General features: G+C 61.1%; 18 protein-coding genes. 4 read left to right on the forward strand and 14 right to left on the reverse strand.

What is annotated here, in order from left to right; translation table 11 throughout:
* From GNZ13_RS01300 to GNZ13_RS01330, 7 genes are all read right to left on the reverse strand, one after another.
* A partial coding sequence (locus GNZ13_RS01300; RefSeq protein ID WP_407945597.1) for a type IV pilus assembly protein FimV occupies positions 1–1,082 on the reverse strand: 1,082 nt, incomplete at its 3' end.
* Positions 1,083–1,221: 139 nt separating this feature from the next.
* Complete coding sequence (gene asd, locus GNZ13_RS01305) at positions 1,222–2,343, reverse strand: aspartate-semialdehyde dehydrogenase (protein WP_115104877.1); 1,122 nt, start codon at positions 2,341–2,343, stop codon at positions 1,222–1,224.
* 382 nt (positions 2,344–2,725) lie between these two features.
* Positions 2,726–3,793, reverse strand: a complete 1,068-nt coding sequence (leuB, locus tag GNZ13_RS01310) for a 3-isopropylmalate dehydrogenase (RefSeq protein ID WP_172159780.1) — start codon at positions 3,791–3,793, stop codon at positions 2,726–2,728.
* Positions 3,794–3,819: 26 nt separating this feature from the next.
* Positions 3,820–4,473: a 3-isopropylmalate dehydratase small subunit gene (gene leuD, locus GNZ13_RS01315; protein WP_172159782.1), complete on the reverse strand. Its 654-nt coding sequence runs from the start codon at positions 4,471–4,473 to the stop codon at positions 3,820–3,822.
* An 86-nt stretch (positions 4,474–4,559) separates the two neighbouring features.
* Positions 4,560–4,718, reverse strand: coding sequence for an entericidin A/B family lipoprotein (locus GNZ13_RS01320; protein ID WP_172159784.1), 159 nt, complete (start codon positions 4,716–4,718; stop codon positions 4,560–4,562).
* Between the two features lie 6 nt (positions 4,719–4,724).
* Positions 4,725–6,134, reverse strand: a complete 1,410-nt coding sequence (gene leuC, locus GNZ13_RS01325) for a 3-isopropylmalate dehydratase large subunit (protein WP_172159786.1) — start codon at positions 6,132–6,134, stop codon at positions 4,725–4,727.
* 248 nt (positions 6,135–6,382) lie between these two features.
* Positions 6,383–7,633 carry a DUF1479 domain-containing protein gene (locus tag GNZ13_RS01330; RefSeq protein WP_172159788.1) on the reverse strand — a complete coding sequence of 417 codons (1,251 nt, stop codon included), beginning with the start codon at positions 7,631–7,633 and terminating at the stop codon, positions 6,383–6,385.
* Positions 7,634–7,779: 146 nt separating this feature from the next.
* Between GNZ13_RS01330 and GNZ13_RS01335 the strand changes: the two genes are divergently transcribed.
* Entirely contained in the window at positions 7,780–8,844 is a 1,065-nt protein-coding gene (locus GNZ13_RS01335; protein WP_172159790.1) for a helix-turn-helix domain-containing protein, read from the forward strand.
* A gap of 158 nt (positions 8,845–9,002) precedes the next feature.
* Here the strand turns inward: GNZ13_RS01335 and gltA are convergent, their stop codons facing one another.
* The 7 genes from gltA to GNZ13_RS01370 form a co-directional block, all read right to left on the reverse strand.
* Positions 9,003–10,304 carry a citrate synthase gene (gltA, locus tag GNZ13_RS01340; protein ID WP_172159792.1) on the reverse strand — a complete coding sequence of 434 codons (1,302 nt, stop codon included), beginning with the start codon at positions 10,302–10,304 and terminating at the stop codon, positions 9,003–9,005.
* Positions 10,305–10,396: 92 nt separating this feature from the next.
* The gene (locus GNZ13_RS01345; RefSeq protein ID WP_172159794.1) at positions 10,397–10,669 is read right to left on the reverse strand and encodes an FAD assembly factor SdhE; all 273 of its coding nucleotides are present in this window, start codon (positions 10,667–10,669) and stop codon (positions 10,397–10,399) included.
* 1 nt (position 10,670) lies between these two features.
* Complete coding sequence (locus GNZ13_RS01350) at positions 10,671–11,375, reverse strand: succinate dehydrogenase iron-sulfur subunit (RefSeq protein ID WP_054034792.1); 705 nt, start codon at positions 11,373–11,375, stop codon at positions 10,671–10,673.
* 24 nt (positions 11,376–11,399) lie between these two features.
* On the reverse strand, positions 11,400–13,175 hold the full coding sequence (gene sdhA / locus GNZ13_RS01355) for a succinate dehydrogenase flavoprotein subunit (protein ID WP_172159796.1): 1,776 nt from the start codon (positions 13,173–13,175) through the stop codon (positions 11,400–11,402).
* Between the two features lie 4 nt (positions 13,176–13,179).
* The gene (sdhD, locus tag GNZ13_RS01360) at positions 13,180–13,548 is read right to left on the reverse strand and encodes a succinate dehydrogenase, hydrophobic membrane anchor protein (protein ID WP_063498406.1); all 369 of its coding nucleotides are present in this window, start codon (positions 13,546–13,548) and stop codon (positions 13,180–13,182) included.
* Positions 13,549–13,552: 4 nt separating this feature from the next.
* Positions 13,553–13,969: a succinate dehydrogenase, cytochrome b556 subunit gene (gene sdhC / locus GNZ13_RS01365; RefSeq protein WP_074289034.1), complete on the reverse strand. Its 417-nt coding sequence runs from the start codon at positions 13,967–13,969 to the stop codon at positions 13,553–13,555.
* A 156-nt stretch (positions 13,970–14,125) separates the two neighbouring features.
* Complete coding sequence (locus tag GNZ13_RS01370) at positions 14,126–14,926, reverse strand: GntR family transcriptional regulator (RefSeq protein WP_172159798.1); 801 nt, start codon at positions 14,924–14,926, stop codon at positions 14,126–14,128.
* Positions 14,927–15,431: 505 nt separating this feature from the next.
* Between GNZ13_RS01370 and GNZ13_RS01375 the strand changes: the two genes are divergently transcribed.
* The 3 genes from GNZ13_RS01375 (at position 15,432) to prpC (ending at position 18,850) form a co-directional block, all read left to right on the forward strand.
* The gene (locus tag GNZ13_RS01375; protein ID WP_074289036.1) at positions 15,432–16,415 is read left to right on the forward strand and encodes a malate dehydrogenase; all 984 of its coding nucleotides are present in this window, start codon (positions 15,432–15,434) and stop codon (positions 16,413–16,415) included.
* Positions 16,416–16,620: 205 nt separating this feature from the next.
* Positions 16,621–17,637: an HpcH/HpaI aldolase/citrate lyase family protein gene (locus GNZ13_RS01380; protein ID WP_172159800.1), complete on the forward strand. Its 1,017-nt coding sequence runs from the start codon at positions 16,621–16,623 to the stop codon at positions 17,635–17,637.
* A 25-nt stretch (positions 17,638–17,662) separates the two neighbouring features.
* Positions 17,663–18,850 (forward strand): bifunctional 2-methylcitrate synthase/citrate synthase, encoded by a 1,188-nt coding sequence (gene prpC, locus GNZ13_RS01385; protein ID WP_172159802.1) that lies wholly within the window; start codon positions 17,663–17,665, stop codon positions 18,848–18,850.
* Positions 18,851–18,857: the final 7 nt, after the last annotated feature.

Here is an 18,857-nt window from a genome sequence, read left to right on the forward strand (position 1 = left end):
GGCGCGGCAACAGCAGCACGCTTCCTCCGACGCATACGCAAAGCCGCCAGCAGCACGACCAACGCCGCGCCGATCGCCGCCGCCACGCTCAAATTCGTCTGCGAGATGCCCATGTCGCTCGACGGGGAAATCGCAGCGCCGCCATGACCGGAAACGGCCGCCGCAGACGAAACGCCAGCAGCCGGCTGCGCAGCGTTCGTCGAAGGCGTGACCGTCGCGGCCGGCGAACCGCCGATACCGTGTTTCTGCAACTCCATCAGCACGCGGTTTTTCAGCGCAAGCAATTGTTGCAAGCTGGACACCTGTGCACGCGGTTGCGATGCCGGCCGTGCGGTGGCCGTCGCTGAAGCAGCCGCCGACGCACCTTCCGCAGCCTCACTAGCCGAGGGCTGGATCGCGCCCGACCAAGTATGCGCACCGCTGCCCGGCAACGCGCCTGCAGCCTGCGAGCCCGCTACTGGCGCCGTCGAGACCGTGCCGGCTGCCGTCGAGCTACCCGGCGTCGCCGCGCTTGCTTCAGTCGTTGAGCTGGCCGTCCCTGAGACCGCAGACGTGGCCGGCGCCGCGGCGCGAGCCGCGGCGGCATTGACCTGCGCCACACCGCTCGCGGCACCGACCGCCGCCGCGTTCGGCGCGGAAGCAGGCGCGGTCGTAGCAGCCGATGGCGCGGCAGACGCAGACCCCGCAACCGGCGCAGAAGCTGCCGGACCGCCGGTCGCATCCAGCGCCGGGATCGTCAACAGTGCGCCGACGCGCATCCGGCTCGGATCATGACTCATGAAGGCATTCGGATTCGCATCGAACAGCGCGCGCGAAGCGCGTGCGAGCGTCCCCTTGTCGTGCGATTGCGTGACGGCAATCGCCACGTCGTTCAACGATTGCCCGGACCGCACCGTATATTGACTCCCGGCGGCGTAAGAAACAGAAGCGCCCTCCGGCGCGCTCGCAGCGTCGCCCGGCGCGGCCACCGCGCTACCCACGCCGACGCCGGCCAGCGCGAGCGCCAAAGCGGCTGCGGCCACCAGTCGGCCAGTACCTTGATGCATAGACTTAGCCCGAAGGGAAGAGAGTCGAAGGTTCATCGGGACTCCTGGCGCGTCAGCGCGCAGCCCTTTTTTGCGGTTGGAAAGAGACAAGATAATCGGAGCACACAATGAAAAAAGCGCCGCGCAAGCGCGACGCTTCTTGAGTTTTCTACGCGTCGTGAGCGCGTAGTTTACTTTACTTGTCGAGCACAATGCGAAGCATGCGACGCAGCGGTTCTGCCGCGCCCCACAGCAGCTGATCGCCGACCGTGAAGGCCGACAGGTATTCGCCGCCCATTGCCAGCTTGCGCACACGGCCGACCGGCACGGTCAAAGTGCCCGTCACCACCGCCGGGGACAGATCGCGCATCGACGCTTCGCGTTCGTTCGGCACGACCTTGACCCAGTCGTTGCCCGACGCGAGGATGCTGTTCACTTCGTCCAGCGGCACGTCCTTGTTCAGCTTGATGGTCAGCGCCTGCGAGTGGCAGCGCATTGCGCCGATCCGCACGCAGAGGCCGTCTACCGGGATCGAACCCGGCGTGCCCATGGCCGGCTTGCCGAGGATCTTGTTGGTTTCCGCGCCGCCCTTCCACTCTTCCTTCGACATGCCGTTGCCGAGATCCTTGTCGATCCACGGAATCAGCGAGCCGGCGAGCGGCACGCCGAAGTTATCCGTCGGCATACGGTCGCTGTTCATCGCATTCAGCACGCGGCGATCGATATCGAGAATCGCCGACGAGGGATCAGCCAGGTCTTCCTTGGCCGCGCCGTACAGCGTGCCCATTTGTTGCAGCAGTTCGCGCATGTTCTGCGCGCCCGCGCCCGAAGCGGCCTGATACGTCATGGCCGTCATCCAGTCGACGAGGTTTTCGCGGAACAGGCCGCCCAGCGCCATCAGCATCAAGCTGACCGTGCAGTTGCCGCCGATGAAATTCTTCTGGCCCTTGACCAGCGCGTTCTTGATCACGTCGAGGTTGACCGGATCGAGAATGATGACCGCGTCATCTTTCATGCGCAGCGACGAAGCCGCGTCGATCCAGTAGCCGTTCCAGCCCGCTGCGCGCAGCTTCGGGAACACTTCGTTCGTGTAATCGCCGCCCTGACAGGAGATGATCGCTTCGCACTTCTTCAGGTCTTCGATGCTTGTCGCATCTTTGAGCTTGGTCTCGTTTTTGGCGAACGACGGCGCGTTGCCGCCCGCGTTGCTGGTGCTGAAAAACACCGGTTCGATCAAGTCGAAATCGCCTTCCTGCTGCATACGTTGCATCAGGACGCTGCCGACCATACCGCGCCAACCTACGAGACCTACGTTCATGACTTCATACCCTTCGAGTGGAAACTTCCCCGCATCTTTGCCCGCAGTGACCGCGCGGGGAAGATGAGCGGGCACGACGGACGATCAGCGTTTCGTGATCGTTTTCGGGGTAATCGCTTTGGTGGTAATGGCGAGCTCAACCACACGGGCCGTTTTGCCGTGCAGTTTCGAAATCGAGGAGATTTGAGCTGCGTGTGCCATCGTCACAATATACACGAAAACCGGAATCTGGCGACGTCATCTTCCGCCGCTATCGCCCGTGTTACGCACGAATCGGCCTCTTTCGAGGCCGATTCGCGTTTTAAAGGCCGCTTTGAAGACTGTTTAGCGGCCTAACTACCGCCTGTACTACTTCCTGCTTCAAGGCCTACTTCAATGCACCTTACAGCGCGGCGACCACTGCGTCGCCCATCGCCACGGTGCCGACCTGCTTGCAACCCGGCGTCAGAATGTCGCCCGTGCGGAAGCCCTGTTCCAGCACCTTCTTCACCGCGTTTTCGATGCGATCCGCCTGTTCCGCCTTGTTCAGCGAATAGCGCAGCATCATCGCGGCCGACAGGATCGTTGCCAGCGGATTCGCCACGCCCTTGCCGGCGATATCCGGCGCCGAACCGTGCGACGGCTCGTACAAGCCCTTGTTGTTCTTGTCGAGCGAGGCCGACGGCAGCATGCCGATCGAACCCGTCAGCATCGCGGCTTCGTCGGACAGGATGTCGCCGAACATGTTGCCGGTGACGATCACGTCGAACGACTTCGGCGCCTTCACCAGTTGCATGGCCGCGTTGTCGACGTACATGTGCGACAACTCGACGTCTGCGTATTCCTTTGACACGTCGATCATCACGTCGCGCCAGAACTGCGACGTTTCGAGCACATTCGCCTTGTCTACGCTCGTCAGTTTCTTCTGGCGCTTTTGCGCTGCCTGAAACGCGACGTGCGCAATGCGGCGTACTTCGGGTTCCGAATAACGCATCGTGTCGAAGCCTTCTTTCGCGCCTTCGAACAGCCCATCCGGCGACGAACGCACGCCGCGGGGCGCGCCGAAGTAGATATCGCCGTTCAGTTCGCGCACGATCAGGATGTCCAGACCCGAAACGATTTCTTCCTTCAACGAGGAAGCGCCCGTGAGTTGCGGATAGCAGATTGCCGGACGGAAGTTCGCGAACAGTTGCAGGTGCTTACGCAGACCGAGAATGGCCTGCTCCGGGCGCAGCGCGCGTTCGAGCGAATCGTACTTCCAGTCGCCAACGGCGCCGAACAGGATCGCATCGGCTTCTTTCGCCAGCGCCAGCGTCGAATCGGGCAGCGGATGGCCCTTCGCTTCGTAGCCCGCGCCGCCAACCGGCGCTTCTTCGAGCTCGAACTTTTCGCCGAGCACGTTCAGGACCTTCACGGCCTCCTTGACGATTTCGGGACCGATGCCATCGCCCGGCAAGACTGCGATCTTCATGCGAATTTCCTTGATGATTTTTTCGTTTATCCGACGATGCGGTGATCCAGCCACGGCTGCTTCGCGATCCGCTCGGCTTCGAACTGGCGAATCTTGTCAGCGTGACGCAGCGTGAGGCCGATATCGTCGAAGCCATTCAGCAGGCAGTACTTGCGGAAGCCCGCGACTTCAAACGGATACTCAGCACCGCCGTCCGACGTGCGCACGACTTGCGCTTCGAGATCGATGGTCAGCTTGAAGCCGTTGAACGCGTAGGTTTCGTTGAACAGGTGGTCGACTTGCTGTTCGGTCAGCACGATCGGCAGCAGGCCGTTCTTGAAGCAGTTGTTGTAGAAGATATCGGCGAAGCTCGACGCAATAATCGCGCGGAAACCATACTGCTGCAGCGCCCACGGTGCGTGCTCACGCGAGCTGCCGCAACCGAAGTTCTTGCGCGCCAACAGTACCGACGCGCCCTGATAGCGCGGCTGATTCAGCACGAAATCCGGATTCAGCGGACGCTTCGAGTTGTCTTGACCCGGCTCGCCGTGGTCGAGGTAACGCCATTCGTCGAACGCATTCGGACCGAAACCCGTGCGCTTGATCGACTTCAGGAATTGCTTCGGAATGATCGCGTCCGTGTCGACGTTCTCGCGATCGAGCGGCGCCACGACGCCGGTATGTACGATGAATTTATCCATGACGCTTGCGCCTGTTTCAAGACCGGGCGATGCGCGTGGCGGCCGGAAAGCCGCTCGCCGCATCGCCGGCAAAAATCAAAAACCGCTTATTTGTCAGCGTGATTGCTGATCGAATTGCCGAGGTGCGACATGTCCTCGCCAAATCCGTGCACCGTATTGCAGCCGGCCAGACCGAGCAATAGCGCGGCCAGCGTACCGAGTGCGAAGCGGCGCAATAGAGTGGTGCCATTCATGTTCTTCATCATGCGTGTTTATCCAAGCTTGCGAATATCGACGAAATGCCCTTCGATAGCCGCGGCGGCAGCCATCGCGGGGCTCACGAGGTGGGTACGGCCACCGGCGCCCTGACGACCTTCGAAATTACGATTCGATGTGGACGCGCAACGCTCGCCCGGGTCCAACCGGTCGGCGTTCATGGCGAGACACATCGAACAACCGGGCTCACGCCATTCGAAACCGGCATCAGTAAAGACCTTGTCGAGGCCTTCGCGTTCCGCTTGCGCCTTCACCAGACCCGAACCCGGCACGACCATGGCCAGACGGATGTTCGGCGCGACGCGGCGGCCGAGCTTCTTCACGACGTATGCCGCGGCGCGAATGTCTTCAATGCGCGCGTTGGTGCACGACCCGATGAAGATTTTATCCGGCTTGATGGATTCGATCGGCGCATTGGGTTCGAGCGCCATATATTTCAACGCACGCTCCATTGCGTCGCGCTTGACCGGGTCTTTTTCGCGCTCCGGATCCGGCACGCGGCCGTCCACGGCCGTGACCATTTCCGGCGACGTGCCCCACGTGACTTGCGGCACGATTTCCGCAGCGTTCAGTTCGACCACGCGGTCGAACTGTGCGCCTTCGTCCGACTTGAACTGCTTCCAGTACTCGACCGCGTGATCCCACTCGACGGCTGACGGCGAGAAGGGACGGCCCTTCAAGTATTCGATGGTGGTGTCGTCCACGGCGACCATGCCGGCGCGCGCGCCTGCTTCGATCGCCATGTTGCAGACCGTCATACGGCCTTCCATGGACAGCGCGCGAATCGTCGAGCCGCCGAATTCGATTGCGTAGCCGGTGCCGCCTGCCGTGCCGATCTTGCCGATGATCGCGAGCACGATGTCTTTCGCGGTACAGCCGCGCGGCAACGGGCCTTCGACCTTCACCAGCATGTTCTTGCTCTTCTTCTGTAAGAGCGTTTGCGTGGCCAGCACATGCTCGACTTCCGACGTGCCAATGCCGTGCGCCAGCGCGCCGAACGCGCCGTGCGTGGACGTGTGCGAGTCACCGCAGACGATGGTCATGCCCGGCAGCGTAGCGCCCTGCTCCGGCCCGATGATGTGCACGATGCCTTGGCGCAGATCGTTCATCTTGAACTGCGTGATGCCGTAGGCGTCGCAATTCGTGTCGAGCGTATCGACTTGCAGCTTGGAGACCGGATCGGCGATGCCGTGGCTGCGATCCGTGGTGGGGACGTTGTGGTCCGACACCGCCAGATTCGCGCTGATACGCCACACCGGACGCTCAGCCAGTTTCAGACCTTCGAACGCCTGAGGGCTGGTGACTTCGTGCAGCAGGTGGCGGTCGATATAGAGAATCGTCGTACCGTCTTCTTCCGTGTGGACCACGTGTGTGTTCCACAATTTGTCGTAGAGAGTCTGTGCCATGGTATGCGGGGTAGTGATGACTGCGGGCTGACTGTGTCGGTCGATTATGCCATGCAGAACCCTGCTTTGGGCCCTTCGACTGCGGAGAAAACCGATAAAAAACAGGGAGTTGGGTGGTAGTGGCGATACCTGTATGGGTGTTACCCGGCAAGGGATTGGGTGACGTGCGCGATGCAACGCCACGCATGTTCAGGGGTTAGCGCGGCGTGGCGCTTTATGCGCCAACACCCGCAGCCACGCATTCAGACTCAGCGCGCGGGATCGAACCCTAGTTGCGAGCGCCCCAGCGGCGTCAAATCGCTTTCTTGTGCGCGGCCGATAAAGTCGGTTTCGAAATGATCGGCGGGGAAATCCGGCGGGCTCTCGCCACGCAAGAAGCTCGGCAGTTGGCGCTTCAGATACGCCTCGTTTTTTGCGCACCATGGCGCCGACGAGATGTACATCACGTTGCTGTAGCCGCTGCCTTTATGCGCGTCTTCGACCGAATGCACGACGTCGCTGTGCCAGAATACGGCGTCTCCCGCCTGCATGTGCGGGATCGGCGTAACCGCTTCGAGCAGCAGGCTGTGCCATTCAGGTTTGATCGACAGCGCGCGCGCCGGTTGTGCGCCGCAGAGTTCGTCGTCGGGAACGTCGTCCTGCAAGGCGCGCAGGATCACGTAGGCCATAGCGTTGGCGATCGGGATCAACTGCAACGTGCCGTCGCCGGGTCCTTGCGCCGTCAGCGCGGTCCAGCCCTGGAAGGTGCGAAACATCGAGCATACGGCTGGCGACGGGATCTCCTGTACATCGGGACGGAAGGCGGCATCGAACGGATCGTAAGCGCGCCAGTTGCCCGACAACACGTGCCGGTAGACCTGCTGAAAATTCGGATCGAGCCAGCGTTCGACCGATCCGCCGTCGACGTGCGGCGACAAACCCAGCGATTCCGAGCCGGGCGGCCGGCGGCGGATACGATCCGCGTAGACCGGCACGCGCTCCGGATCGAAGTGCTGCTTCCCTTCGCTCTCCGATGTCCACAAACGATTGAGGAACACGCGCGTGTTCGTCAGCTGTTCTGACTGACGCGCCGCCGTCTGCGGTTTCGACCAGTAGACGCCGTAGATCTGCGGCTTGCTCGACGGGAGATTACCGAAGTATTTATCCTCCGCGCGGTGGGCGAGTTTGTCGTCGAGGTTATTGCGCTCGACGTATTGCGCGATTTCATCGTTCCAGTCGCTGGCTTGCTGGCAAGAGAAAACCCCGCGCACCACGCATGCGCCGCGCGTCTTGATTCGGGCGATTGTGGCGGGGTCGACGTCGCCGGAAACGATACTCGAGTAATCGAACACGGGAATCGCTTCGCACCCCTGCTCACGGTCGCGGCGGATGGCGTCGACCTGCTGTCGGATCGCGCCTTGGACTTCGTTGAACACCTGCGCATAGTTCGGCAACGCGGCGCGCAGCGCGCGTTTTGTGGTGCGGATCGCTTCCGGAAGATTGTCGATCACGAGCGGCATGGTTTGTCTCCTGGCATCGGTTTTGTGTGGGGCTGCAGTGCGTCCAGATTAGGGACCTTTGGCGCCTGACATGCATCCTTTCCGGCCAATTATCGATATAATTCGGACATTCGCCGCCGTTCCTTCCCGCGGCAAGGTCGCGTACCGTGAAACCCCAATACGAACGCGTCACCATCCCTGCCGGTTGCTCAGTGCGCGTGTATCACCGCCAGCTCGCGCAGATTCCGTTCGAATGGCACCACCACCCAGAGTACGAACTGACGCTGACGATGAATAGCCGCGGCAGGCGCTTCGTCGGCGACCACATCGCCGATTACAGCGGCGACGATCTCGTGCTGGTGCCGCCGGACATGCCGCACACGTGGGCGTCGACAGAGCCGATCGATGCGCGTGAGCCGCAGGTGGCGATCGTGGTCTGGTTCAGCGGCGATTGGGCGCGGCGGATGGCTGATTGCTGTCCGGAGTTTGCTTCGTTGCGCACGCTGCTCAGACGCGGTGCGCCGGGGCTGCGGTTCGCGCCTGACGCTGTGGCGTTGATGCGCGGGCAAATGGGCGCGTTGCTGAATGAGTCGCCGCGTGTGCGGCTTGGCGCCGTGCTGGAAGTGCTCGCTTGCCTGTCTGAAACGGGATCGGAGCCGTTGGCGTCGCCGGCTGCGCATGCTCGTGCGCGGAGCGCGCGGCAAGAACGCGCTCGTAGCGCTCAAAGCGGACAAACCGTGCAAACGGTGCAAGCCATGCATAAGGCCGGCATCGCACCCGCTGTCGCGCCAGGCGGTAGCGCGTCGGAAGCGGAGCGGTTGAATCGTGTACTCGACCTGCTTGAGCGACGTTTCCACGAACCGTTGCGCATTGCCGAACTATGCGAGGTGGCAAACCTCTCGGAACGCTCGCTACACCGCTACTTCGTGCGGCATGTAGGCGAGAGCGTCGGGCGTCATCTGAACCGGCTGCGCATCGGCTATGCAGCGCGGCAACTGACCGGCACGGGCTGGCCGATCGCGCTGATCGCAACGAAGGCCGGGTTCCCGAATCTCGCCAATTTCAATCGACAGTTCCTTTCGGCACGCGGCATGACGCCGAGCGCGTACCGGCGTTTTTTCGAAACCTACGGACACGCGCCGAAGGACGCCGGCGCAACGCCGGCCAACCTCGAGATACGGCCGCCTTCCCTCGAACGAACCCGGCGACGTCAGACGCGCGCGCAGGCTTGACGGCGCGATATGGCGCGGCGCCACGCCACGAGCCACGGTACGGCGCGTCACAAAACAAAACGCCCCAACGATAAACCCGTTGGGGCGCTTTTTATCAGCTGATTCCGCACTGGTTCGCAGCAGTCACAACACTACGAACCTCGCAGACTCAAACCCGATCAACGTTGCGCAATCGGCTTCGCTTCACGCGGCGTATCGCCGACGAACAGCTGACGCGGACGGCCAATCTTCTGTTCCGGATCGGCAATCATTTCGTTCCACTGCGCAATCCAGCCGACCGTACGTGCCATCGCGAAGATACACGTGAACATCGACGTCGGGATGCCCAGCGCGCGTTGCACGATGCCCGAGTAGAAGTCGACGTTCGGGTACAGCTTGCGCGACACGAAGTATTCGTCTTCCAGCGCGATCTTTTCCAGTGCCATGGCCAGCTTGAACAGCGGGTCGTCGTGCAGGCCCAGTTCTTCCAGCACTTCGTGGCAGGTTTCGCGCATCAGCTTCGCACGCGGATCGTAGTTCTTGTACACGCGGTGACCGAAACCCATCAGCTTCACGCCCGAGTTCTTGTCCTTCACCTGCTTGATGAACTCAGGAATGTTGTCGACCGAGCCGATTTCTTCCAACATGTTCAGTGCGGCTTCGTTCGCACCACCGTGCGCCGGGCCCCACAGACAAGCGATACCCGCTGCGATACATGCGAACGGGTTAGCGCCCGACGAACCCGCCAGACGAACCGTCGAGGTCGAGGCATTCTGTTCGTGGTCAGCGTGCAGGATCAGGATGCGATCGAGCGCGCGCACCAGCACGTCGTTGACCTTGTACTCTTCGCACGGGTTCGAGAACATCATGTGCATGAAGTTCGCGCTGTACGAGAGGTCGTTCTTCGGGTACGCAAACGGCTGGCCGATGCTGTACTTGTACGCCATGGCGACCAGCGTCGGCAGCTTCGCGATCATGCGGATGGCCGACACTTCACGGTGACGCGGATTGTTGATGTCGAGCGAGTCGTGATAGAACGCCGACAGTGCGCCGACAGCCGCAACCAGAATCGCCATCGGGTGCGCGTCGCGACGGAAACCGCGGAAGAAGAAGTGCATCTGCTCGTGCACCATCGTGTGCTTCGTGACGGTGCCCACGAACTCGTCCTTCTGCTGCGCGTTCGGCAGTTCGCCCTTCAGCAACAGGTAGCAGGTTTCGAGAAAGTCGGCATTTTCCGCGAGGTTGTCGATCGGGTAGCCGCGGTACAGCAACTCGCCCTTGTCGCCGTCGATGTAGGTGATCGCCGAATTGCACGCCGCCGTCGACATAAAGCCCGGATCGTACGTGAACTTGCCAGTCTGGCCGTACAGTTTGCGGATGTCGATCACGTCCGGGCCGAGAGTGCCCTTGTAAATCGGCATTTCAACGCTCGGCGAATTGTCGCTGAACGATAGCGTGGCTTTAACATCTGACGGGGTCATAGCACATCCTCAATCGAAGTATGGAAACAGGGTTTCGATAATTTGCACGCCTGGGAACAACGGACAACCGGCGCTCAAGGCGTTAGCGGCGCTCAAGCATTCCGCAACAGCTCCAGCACCCGGATCACATCCGGGTCGGCAAGCTCGCCTTCCGGTTCCTTGCGGACCAGCAGCAAGTCCATCAGGTCGTTATCGCTCAGCTCGAGCAGGCGCGTGAGAGCGCCTACATCCGCATCGCTGAGGTCATGCTCATATCGGCTGAAAAAACGTTCAAAAATCAGATCGTTTTCCAGCAGGCCCCGCCGCGCACGCCAGCGAAGGCGCGCGCGGCGGAGAGGGTCGGACTGATGCGATGTTAGGTCCATCTCAGACAGCGCGGCGAACCATCAATTCCTTGATCTTGCCAATCGCCTTGGTCGGGTTCAGGCCCTTCGGGCAGACGTCGACGCAATTCATGATCGTATGGCAACGGAACAGACGGTACGGATCTTCCAGGTTGTCGAGGCGTTCACCCGTCGCTTCGTCACGGCTGTCCGCGATGAAACGATAGGCTTGCAACAGGCCAGCCGGGCCGACGAACTTGTCCGGATTCCACCAGAAGCTCGGGCACGACGTGGAGCAGCTAGCGCACAGAATACATTCGTACAGGCCGTCCAGCTCGTCGCGCTCTTCCGGCGACTGCAGACGTTCCTTTTCCGGCGGCGGCGTGTCGTTGATCAGGTACGGCTTGATCGAGTGGTACTGGTTAAAGAACTGCGTGAAGTCGCAGATCAGGTCGCGCACGACGGGCAGGCCCGGCAGCGGACGCAGCACGATCTTCTGCGGCAGGTCGTTCATGTTCTGCAAGCAAGCCAGACCGTTCTTGCCGTTGATGTTCATTGCGTCCGAACCGCACACGCCTTCGCGGCACGAACGGCGGAACGACAAGGTTTCGTCCATCGCCTTCAGCTTGAGCAGCGCGTCGAGCAGCATGCGTTCGTGCGAGTCGATTTCGATCTCGTACGTTTGCATGCGCGGTGCTGCGTCCTTATCCGGGTCGTAGCGGTAAATTTCAAATGTACGCTTAGCCATTTCTGAATTCCTTTGACTTGTGCCTTAGAAGGTACGCGCTTTCGGCGGTACCGATTCGACCGTCAGCGGTTGCATCTGAACCGGCTTGTAGTCGAGGCGATCGCCTTCGCTGAACCACAGCGTATGGCGCAGCCAGTTTTCGTCGTCGCGATGTTCAAAGTCGTCTTGCGCGTGCGCGCCGCGGCTTTCCTTGCGCGCTTCGGCGGAAACCATCGTGGCGCGTGCCACTTCGATCAGGTTCTCCACTTCCAACGCTTCAACACGTGCCGTGTTGAACACCTTCGACTTGTCTTTCAGGTAGATGTTGTCGACACGTGCAGCCACTTCGCGAATCCGCTCGACGCCTTCGGCCAGCAGCTTCGACGTGCGGAACACGCCGGCGTGCGCCTGCATCGTGGAGCGGATCTCGGCCGCGACGGTTTGCGAGTATTCGCCCGACGTGGACTTGTCCAGCTTGTTCAGACGAGCCAGCGAGAAATCGCCAGCGTCGGCCGGCAGCGGCTTGTGCTCCTTGATTTCCCGCACGTGCTTGACAATGTGGTTACCGGCCGCGCGGCCGAACACCACCAGGTCGAGCAGCGAGTTCGTGCCGAGACGGTTTGCGCCGTGCACCGACACGCACGAGCATTCGCCCACTGCGTAGAAACCGTTGACGACTTCCTTATGGCCCTTCGACGTGCCAACGACCTGGCCGTTGATGTTCGTCGGGATACCACCCATCTGATAGTGGATGGTCGGCACAACCGGAATCGGCTCTTTAATACAATCGACGTTCGCGAACTTCATGGCGATTTCGCGGATCGACGGCAGACGCTTCATGATCGTCTCGGCGCCGATGTGCGACAGGTCGAGCAGCACGTGGTCCTTGTTCGGACCCACGCCACGGCCTTCCTTGATTTCCTGGTCCATCGAACGCGAAACGAAGTCGCGCGGCGCCAAGTCCTTCAGCGTCGGCGCGTAGCGTTCCATGAAACGCTCGCCGTTCGAGTTACGCAGAATGCCGCCTTCACCACGCACGCCTTCGGTAATCAGCACGCCCGCGCCGGCCACGCCGGTGGGGTGGAATTGCCAGAATTCCATGTCTTGCAGTGCGATGCCCGAACGCGCAGCCATGCCCAGGCCGTCACCGGTGTTGATGAACGCGTTCGTGGATGCAGCGAAGATCCGGCCCGCGCCGCCCGTAGCGAACAGCGTGGTCTTGCCTTCGAGGATATAGACGTCGCCGGTTTCCATTTCCAGCGCGGTCACGCCAAGCACGTCGCCGTCGGCGTCGCGGATCAGATCCAGCGCCATCCATTCGACGAAGAATTGCGTCTTGGCAGCCACGTTTTGCTGGTACAGCGTGTGCAGCAGCGCGTGACCGGTACGGTCAGCGGCCGCGCAAGCGCGTTGCACCGGCTTTTCGCCGTAGTTGGCGGTGTGGCCGCCGAACGGGCGCTGATAGATCGTGCCGTCCGCATTGCGGTCGAACGGCATGCCCATGTGTTCCAGTTCGTACACAGCGTTCGGTGCTTCACGGCACATGAACTCGATCGCGTCCTGGTCGCCGAGCCAGTCGGAACCCTTGATCGTGTCGTAGAAGTGATAGTGCCAATTGTCTTCGCTCATGTTGCCAAGCGAAGCACCGATACCGCCCTGGGCAGCCACCGTGTGCGAACGCGTCGGGAACACTTTCGACAGCACGCAAACCGACAGACCGGCGCGCGCGAGTTGCAGCGAAGCGCGCATCCCCGAGCCGCCTGCGCCGACGATAACCACGTCGAATTTGCGACGCGGCAGAGAATTCTTGATTGCAGCCATTCTTTTACACTCTCCAGAGAATCTGCGCAGCGTAGCCCGCACATGCGAGCAGCCAGACGATCGTCAGCGCTTGAAGAAACAGGCGCATGCCAACGGGCTTCACATAGTCCATCCAGATGTCGCGGATACCAACCCACGCGTGATAGAACAGTGACAGCAGCGTGACAAACGTGGCGAGCTTCATCCATTGCGTTGCAAAGATCGACGCCCAGCCGTCATACGAGAAATCGCGCGCGCCGAAGAACCACGCGAGCAGGATCACCGTGTAGACGGCCATGATGCAGGCGGTAATGCGCTGGGCGAGCCAGTCGCGCAGACCGTAATGTGCGCCGACGACGAGACGCTTCGGACCGATTCGGTTATTAGCTGCCATTTTTTTAGAATGCTCCGAAGAGTTTGAGCGCGAATGCAATCGTCAGAAGCGACGAAACGACCAGCACCACGATGGAGGTTTGCTTGCCCTTCTCTTTAGTCGTGAGACCGTGGCTTGTGTCCATGAACAGGTGACGGACACCGGCGCAGAAGTGAAACAGGAAGGCCCACGCGAGAACGAGCGTGATGAGCTTGACGACGATGTTGGAGAGGAAGCCTTTGAAGACTTCGAAACTCAGTTCGGAAGTCAGGCTCTGATCGAAGAGGTACAGCAGGAACGGAAGAAAAACAAAAAGCAGACCACCGCTTAGGCGGTGCAAGATCGACACTCGCCCCGCTAGCGGGAGACGGTATGCCGTCAAAATCTGCCCGATACCGATGTTCCGGAATTCCGGCCTCGGTTTTTTTACGGCTTCAGCCATGCTAGACCCCTACTATGTAGTCACACTAATCCGCAATTTTAGCGCCTTTTCATATCGCGCTGCAGCGAAAACCACCACAGGTCCGTTACAGCGTGCGCGATAAAGGCGCCTTCAAACAGGCGCGCGTGTGGGACGCGGCGCCTTTTTTCATCCGACTCAGCTCAGATCGTTCTGATAGTAATACCCGGTTGTGACATACCAACCACGGCGCACCTCAACCGGCCGGTCTCCATATGTATAGGAGACGCGTTCAACCGACAGCAGCGGAAAACCCGCCGGCACATGCAGCAGGTCAGCCACTGAAGGCTCGGCCGCGACTGCACGGATCTTCTCCGTTGCGCGGATCATGCGGGTGCCGAATTCAGTCTCGAACATCGCGTAGAGGGGACCTTTATACTCCGACAGCCGCTCGAGCGTGAGCCCGCGGAACACCGCGCCGGGCAACCAGATTTCGTCGAGTACCGTGACTTCGCCGTCGAACTGCAGCAAGCGCTTGATCAGCACCACCGGATCGGCGGGCTTGAGATCGAGTTGCCGGGCGATGTCCGCCGAAGCGCGCAAGCGCCGGCATTCAAGCAGGCGGCTAACGTGCGGGTGCTCCGCGCCGTCATCGGCCAGTAATCTGAGGAAGCGAAACTGCGCGCGATCTTCGTTGTGCGTTGCAACAAAAGTACCCTTACCCTGGCGGCGCACCAGCAGGTTGTCGGCGGCAAGCTCGTCGATCGCTTTGCGCACTGTTCCCTGACTGACCTTGAATCTTGCCGCCAATTCGACTTCACTAGGAATGATCTCGCCAGGTTTCCATTCGCCGCTTTCGAGGCTCTGCGTAATCAAGCCCTTGATCTGCTGATACAAGGGGCTGAAAGTAGGCGACGTAGCGGGTGCGGCAGCGGATACACCCTCTCCCGCAGCCGCCTGGCCGCTCGGATTCGTGGTGTTCGCCGGGTTCGAATTCATCCGCGCATTTCATCATAAAGGGCTGGGCCGCGTCTAGGGTTTTCCCCGCAATAGATATGTCTTATATAAGACATAAGATAATGTTGACTTTGTGTCTGACGGCTCCTACACTCCTTGTCGAGCAAGGGTTTGCGGGTTTTTCGGCGGCTGTTTTGCACTATGCAACGCAGCGCCGTAGCGCACCGGCAGCCACTCTGCACCATGCTGTTCCCACGCAGTCCAGGTTTCGATTCGCCGCCATTCGTTGGTCAGACGCTTGCCGAAACGCGCTGTTTGCAGGAGCCCGCACCGTGCAGCGGCTACCCGGCGCCAAGATGCCCTGCTCCCCGCTCGGCGGTACAGGTTTCCGGCATGGCGGTCTTGCCGCAGCGCGCCGCACAGCCTCGGCACATTCCGAGGCCGTACGCGAACAGTGAATTCCGCCGTGTTTCACAACGCTTCGCTGAACGCGCATATAGAATGGCGTTTTCCCTAGCGTCTAACGCATCGTCCTGGAGATTTCTCAATGGCTAAGCCCGCAAAGCGCGTTGCCGTCACCGGCGCCGCAGGTCAAATCGCTTACTCCCTGCTGTTCCGCATCGCCAATGGCGATCTGCTCGGCAAAGATCAGCCGGTTATCCTGCAACTGCTCGACCTGCCGCAAGCGCAAGGCGCCGTCAAAGGCGTCGTGATGGAACTGGATGATTGCGCATTCCCGCTGCTGTCGGGTGTCGTGATCACTGACGACCCGAAGGTTGCATTCAAGGATGCAGACGTTGCCCTGCTGGTCGGCGCACGTCCGCGTTCGAAAGGCATGGAGCGTAAAGACCTGCTGTCGGCAAACGCCGAAATCTTCACGGTTCAGGGCAAGGCGCTGAACGAAGTCGCCAGCCGCGACGTGAAGGTGCTGGTGGTCGGCAACCCGGCCAACACGAATGCATACATTGCAATGAAGTCGGCGCCGGATCTGCCGAAGAAGAACTTCACCGCCATGCTGCGCCTAGACCACAACCGCGCGCTGTCGCAACTGGCCGCCAAGTCGGGCAAGCCGGTCGCTTCGATCGAAAAGCTGGCTGTGTGGGGCAACCACTCGCCGACCATGTACCCGGACTTCCGCGTTGCAACGGCAGAAGGTCAAGACCTGACCAAGCTGATCAACGACGAAGAATGGAACCGCAACACGTTCATCCCGACCGTCGGCAAGCGCGGCGCCGCGATCATCGAAGCGCGCGGCCTCTCGTCGGCAGCGTCGGCAGCTAACGCTGCAATCGACCACGTGCGCGACTGGGTGCTCGGCACGAATGGCAAGTGGGTCACGATGGGTATCCCGTCGGACGGTTCGTATGGTATTCCGGAAGACATCATCTATGGTGTGCCGGTTACGTGCGAAAACGGCGAGTACAAGCGCGTTGAAGGCCTGGCAATCGACGCGTTCTCGCGCGAAAAGATGGACGGCACGCTGAACGAGCTGCTGGAAGAGCGCGAAGGCGTTCAACACCTGCTCGGCTAAGCGCCTCTGATGCAGACGAACCGGAACTCCGTAGCTTTATCGCGGCGGGTTCCGGTTTTTTGCGTGCGAATGCAGGTACGGCGCTTGGCCACACCGGCGTTCGCATCTGATCCGAACGCGTTTTGTGCGGCTGCCTGACGATGGCCGAACAGAGCGCATCCGCATCAGATTCCCCTAACGACCACCCACGCTCCTGACGCCGACGATGCGCGCCCTCACACCCGCCGAAGTGCTGTTTGACGGCGAAGTGCCGCCCGCTGTGCTGCCTGCCTGCGATCACTACGCCGGCAGCGAGAAGCTGATGCTGAAATCGCTCGCGTTGCAGCAGCAACTCGGCCCGGTGTTCGACATCACGCTCGATTGTGAAGACGGCGCGCAGGTCGGCCGGGAAGCCGAACATGCGGAGCTGGTCGCGTCGCTGCTGGGCAGCGAGCATGACCGCTTCGGCCGCGTCGGCGTGCGGATCCACGACTTCGATCACGCGCACTGGCGTGACGATGTCCATCTCATTCTGCGCGCCGCAAAGCGAGCGCCTGCTTACATCACCCTCCCGAAGATCCGCAACGTCCCCGATGCCGCCGAAATGGTCGCGTTCATCGAGGCGACGCGACGTGAACTCGGCATTGCGCAGCCGGTGCCGGTGCAACTGCTGGTCGAAACGCATGGCGCGTTGACGCGCGTGTTCGATCTGGCCGCGCTCCCCGGCGTCGAGGCGCTGAGCTTCGGCCTGATGGACTTGGTTTCCGCGCACGACGGTGCGATCCCCGATACCGCCATGCGCTCCCCCGGTCAGTTCGATCACCCGCTGGTGCGGCGCGCGAAGCTCGAGATCTCGGCGGCCTGTCACGCGCACGGCAAGGTGCCGTCGCATAACGTCAGCACGGAAGTGCGCGACATGAGCGTGGTCGCAAGCGACGCGGCGCGCGCCCGCAACGAGTTCGGCTACACGCGCATGTGGAGCATCCATCCGGCGCAGATCGAGGCGATCGTGGCCGCGTTTGCACCGCGCGACGAAGAGATCGTCACCGCTACCGAAATTCTGCTCACCGCGCAGTCGGCGCAATGGGGACCGACGCGCCATCACGACACGCTGCACGACCGGGCGAGCTATCGCTATTACTGGTCGGTGCTGCGTCGCGCGCAATCCACTGGCCGCGCCGTCCCGCAAGACGCCGCGCCGCTCTTCACGAAAGTGGGCGCTAACGGGCAAGCCGCATCATGAGCAGGCACAAAGGAGATTGCGGGAGATGAGCGAGACGACGCAAACCGCCGGTGCACAAGGCGAGAACGAACCTAAAAGCGGCTTCAAACCGAAGAAATCCGTCGCGCTGTCCGGCGTAACGGCTGGCAACACTGCCCTTTGCACGGTCGGCAAGACCGGCAACGATCTGCACTACCGCGGCTACGACATTCTCGACATCGCCGGGGCATGCGAATTCGAAGAGATCGCGTATCTGCTGGTCCACGAAAAGCTGCCGACGCAAGCCGAACTGACCGCCTACAAAACCAAGCTCAAGGCGCTGCGCGGCCTGCCCGCGAACGTCAAAGCCGCGCTGGAATGGATTCCGGCCGCCGCTCACCCGATGGACGTGATGCGCACCGGCGTGTCGGTGCTCGGCACCGTGCTTCCGGAGAAAGACGATCACAATCTGCCGGGCGCACGTGATATTGCCGACAAGCTGATGGCCTCGCTCGGTTCGATGCTGCTGTACTGGTACCACTACTCGCACAACGGCAAGCGCATCGAAGTCGAAACCGATGACGACTCGATCGGCGGTCACTTCCTGCACCTGCTGCACGGTGTGGAGCCGTCGAAAGCATGGGTCGATGCGATGCATGTGTCGCTGAACCTGTACGCCGAGCATGAATTCAACGCCTCGACGTTCACCGGCCGCGTGATCGCGGGCACGGGATCGGACATCTACTCGGCGATTACCGGCGCGATCGGCGCACTGCGCGGTCCGAAGCACGGCGGCGCCAACGAAGCCGCGTTTGAAATCCAGTCGCGCTATCAGACGCCTGACGAAGCCGAAGCCGATATCCGCAAGCGCGTCGAAAACAAGGAAGTAGTGATCGGTTTCGGTCACCCGGTGTACACGATTTCGGACCCGCGTAACAAGGTCATCAAGGAAGTCGCGAAGAAGCTCTCGAAGGAAGCGGGCAACCTGAAGCTGTTCGATATCGCCGAGCGACTTGAAACAGTGATGGCAGATGTGAAAAAGATGTTTCCAAATCTCGACTGGTTCAGCGCCGTTTCGTATCACATGATGGGCGTGCCGACGGCGATGTTCACCCCGCTGTTCGTGATCTCCCGCACGGCAGGCTGGAGTGCGCACGTTATCGAGCAGCGGATCGACAACAAGATCATCCGTCCGAGCGCAAATTACACCGGTCCCGAGAATTTGAAGTACGTGCCGCTAAATAGGAGAAAATAGCGGTCGC

Source organism: Paraburkholderia elongata, assembly GCF_013177735.1.
GTDB classification, from domain to species: Bacteria; Pseudomonadota; Gammaproteobacteria; order Burkholderiales; family Burkholderiaceae; genus Paraburkholderia; species Paraburkholderia elongata.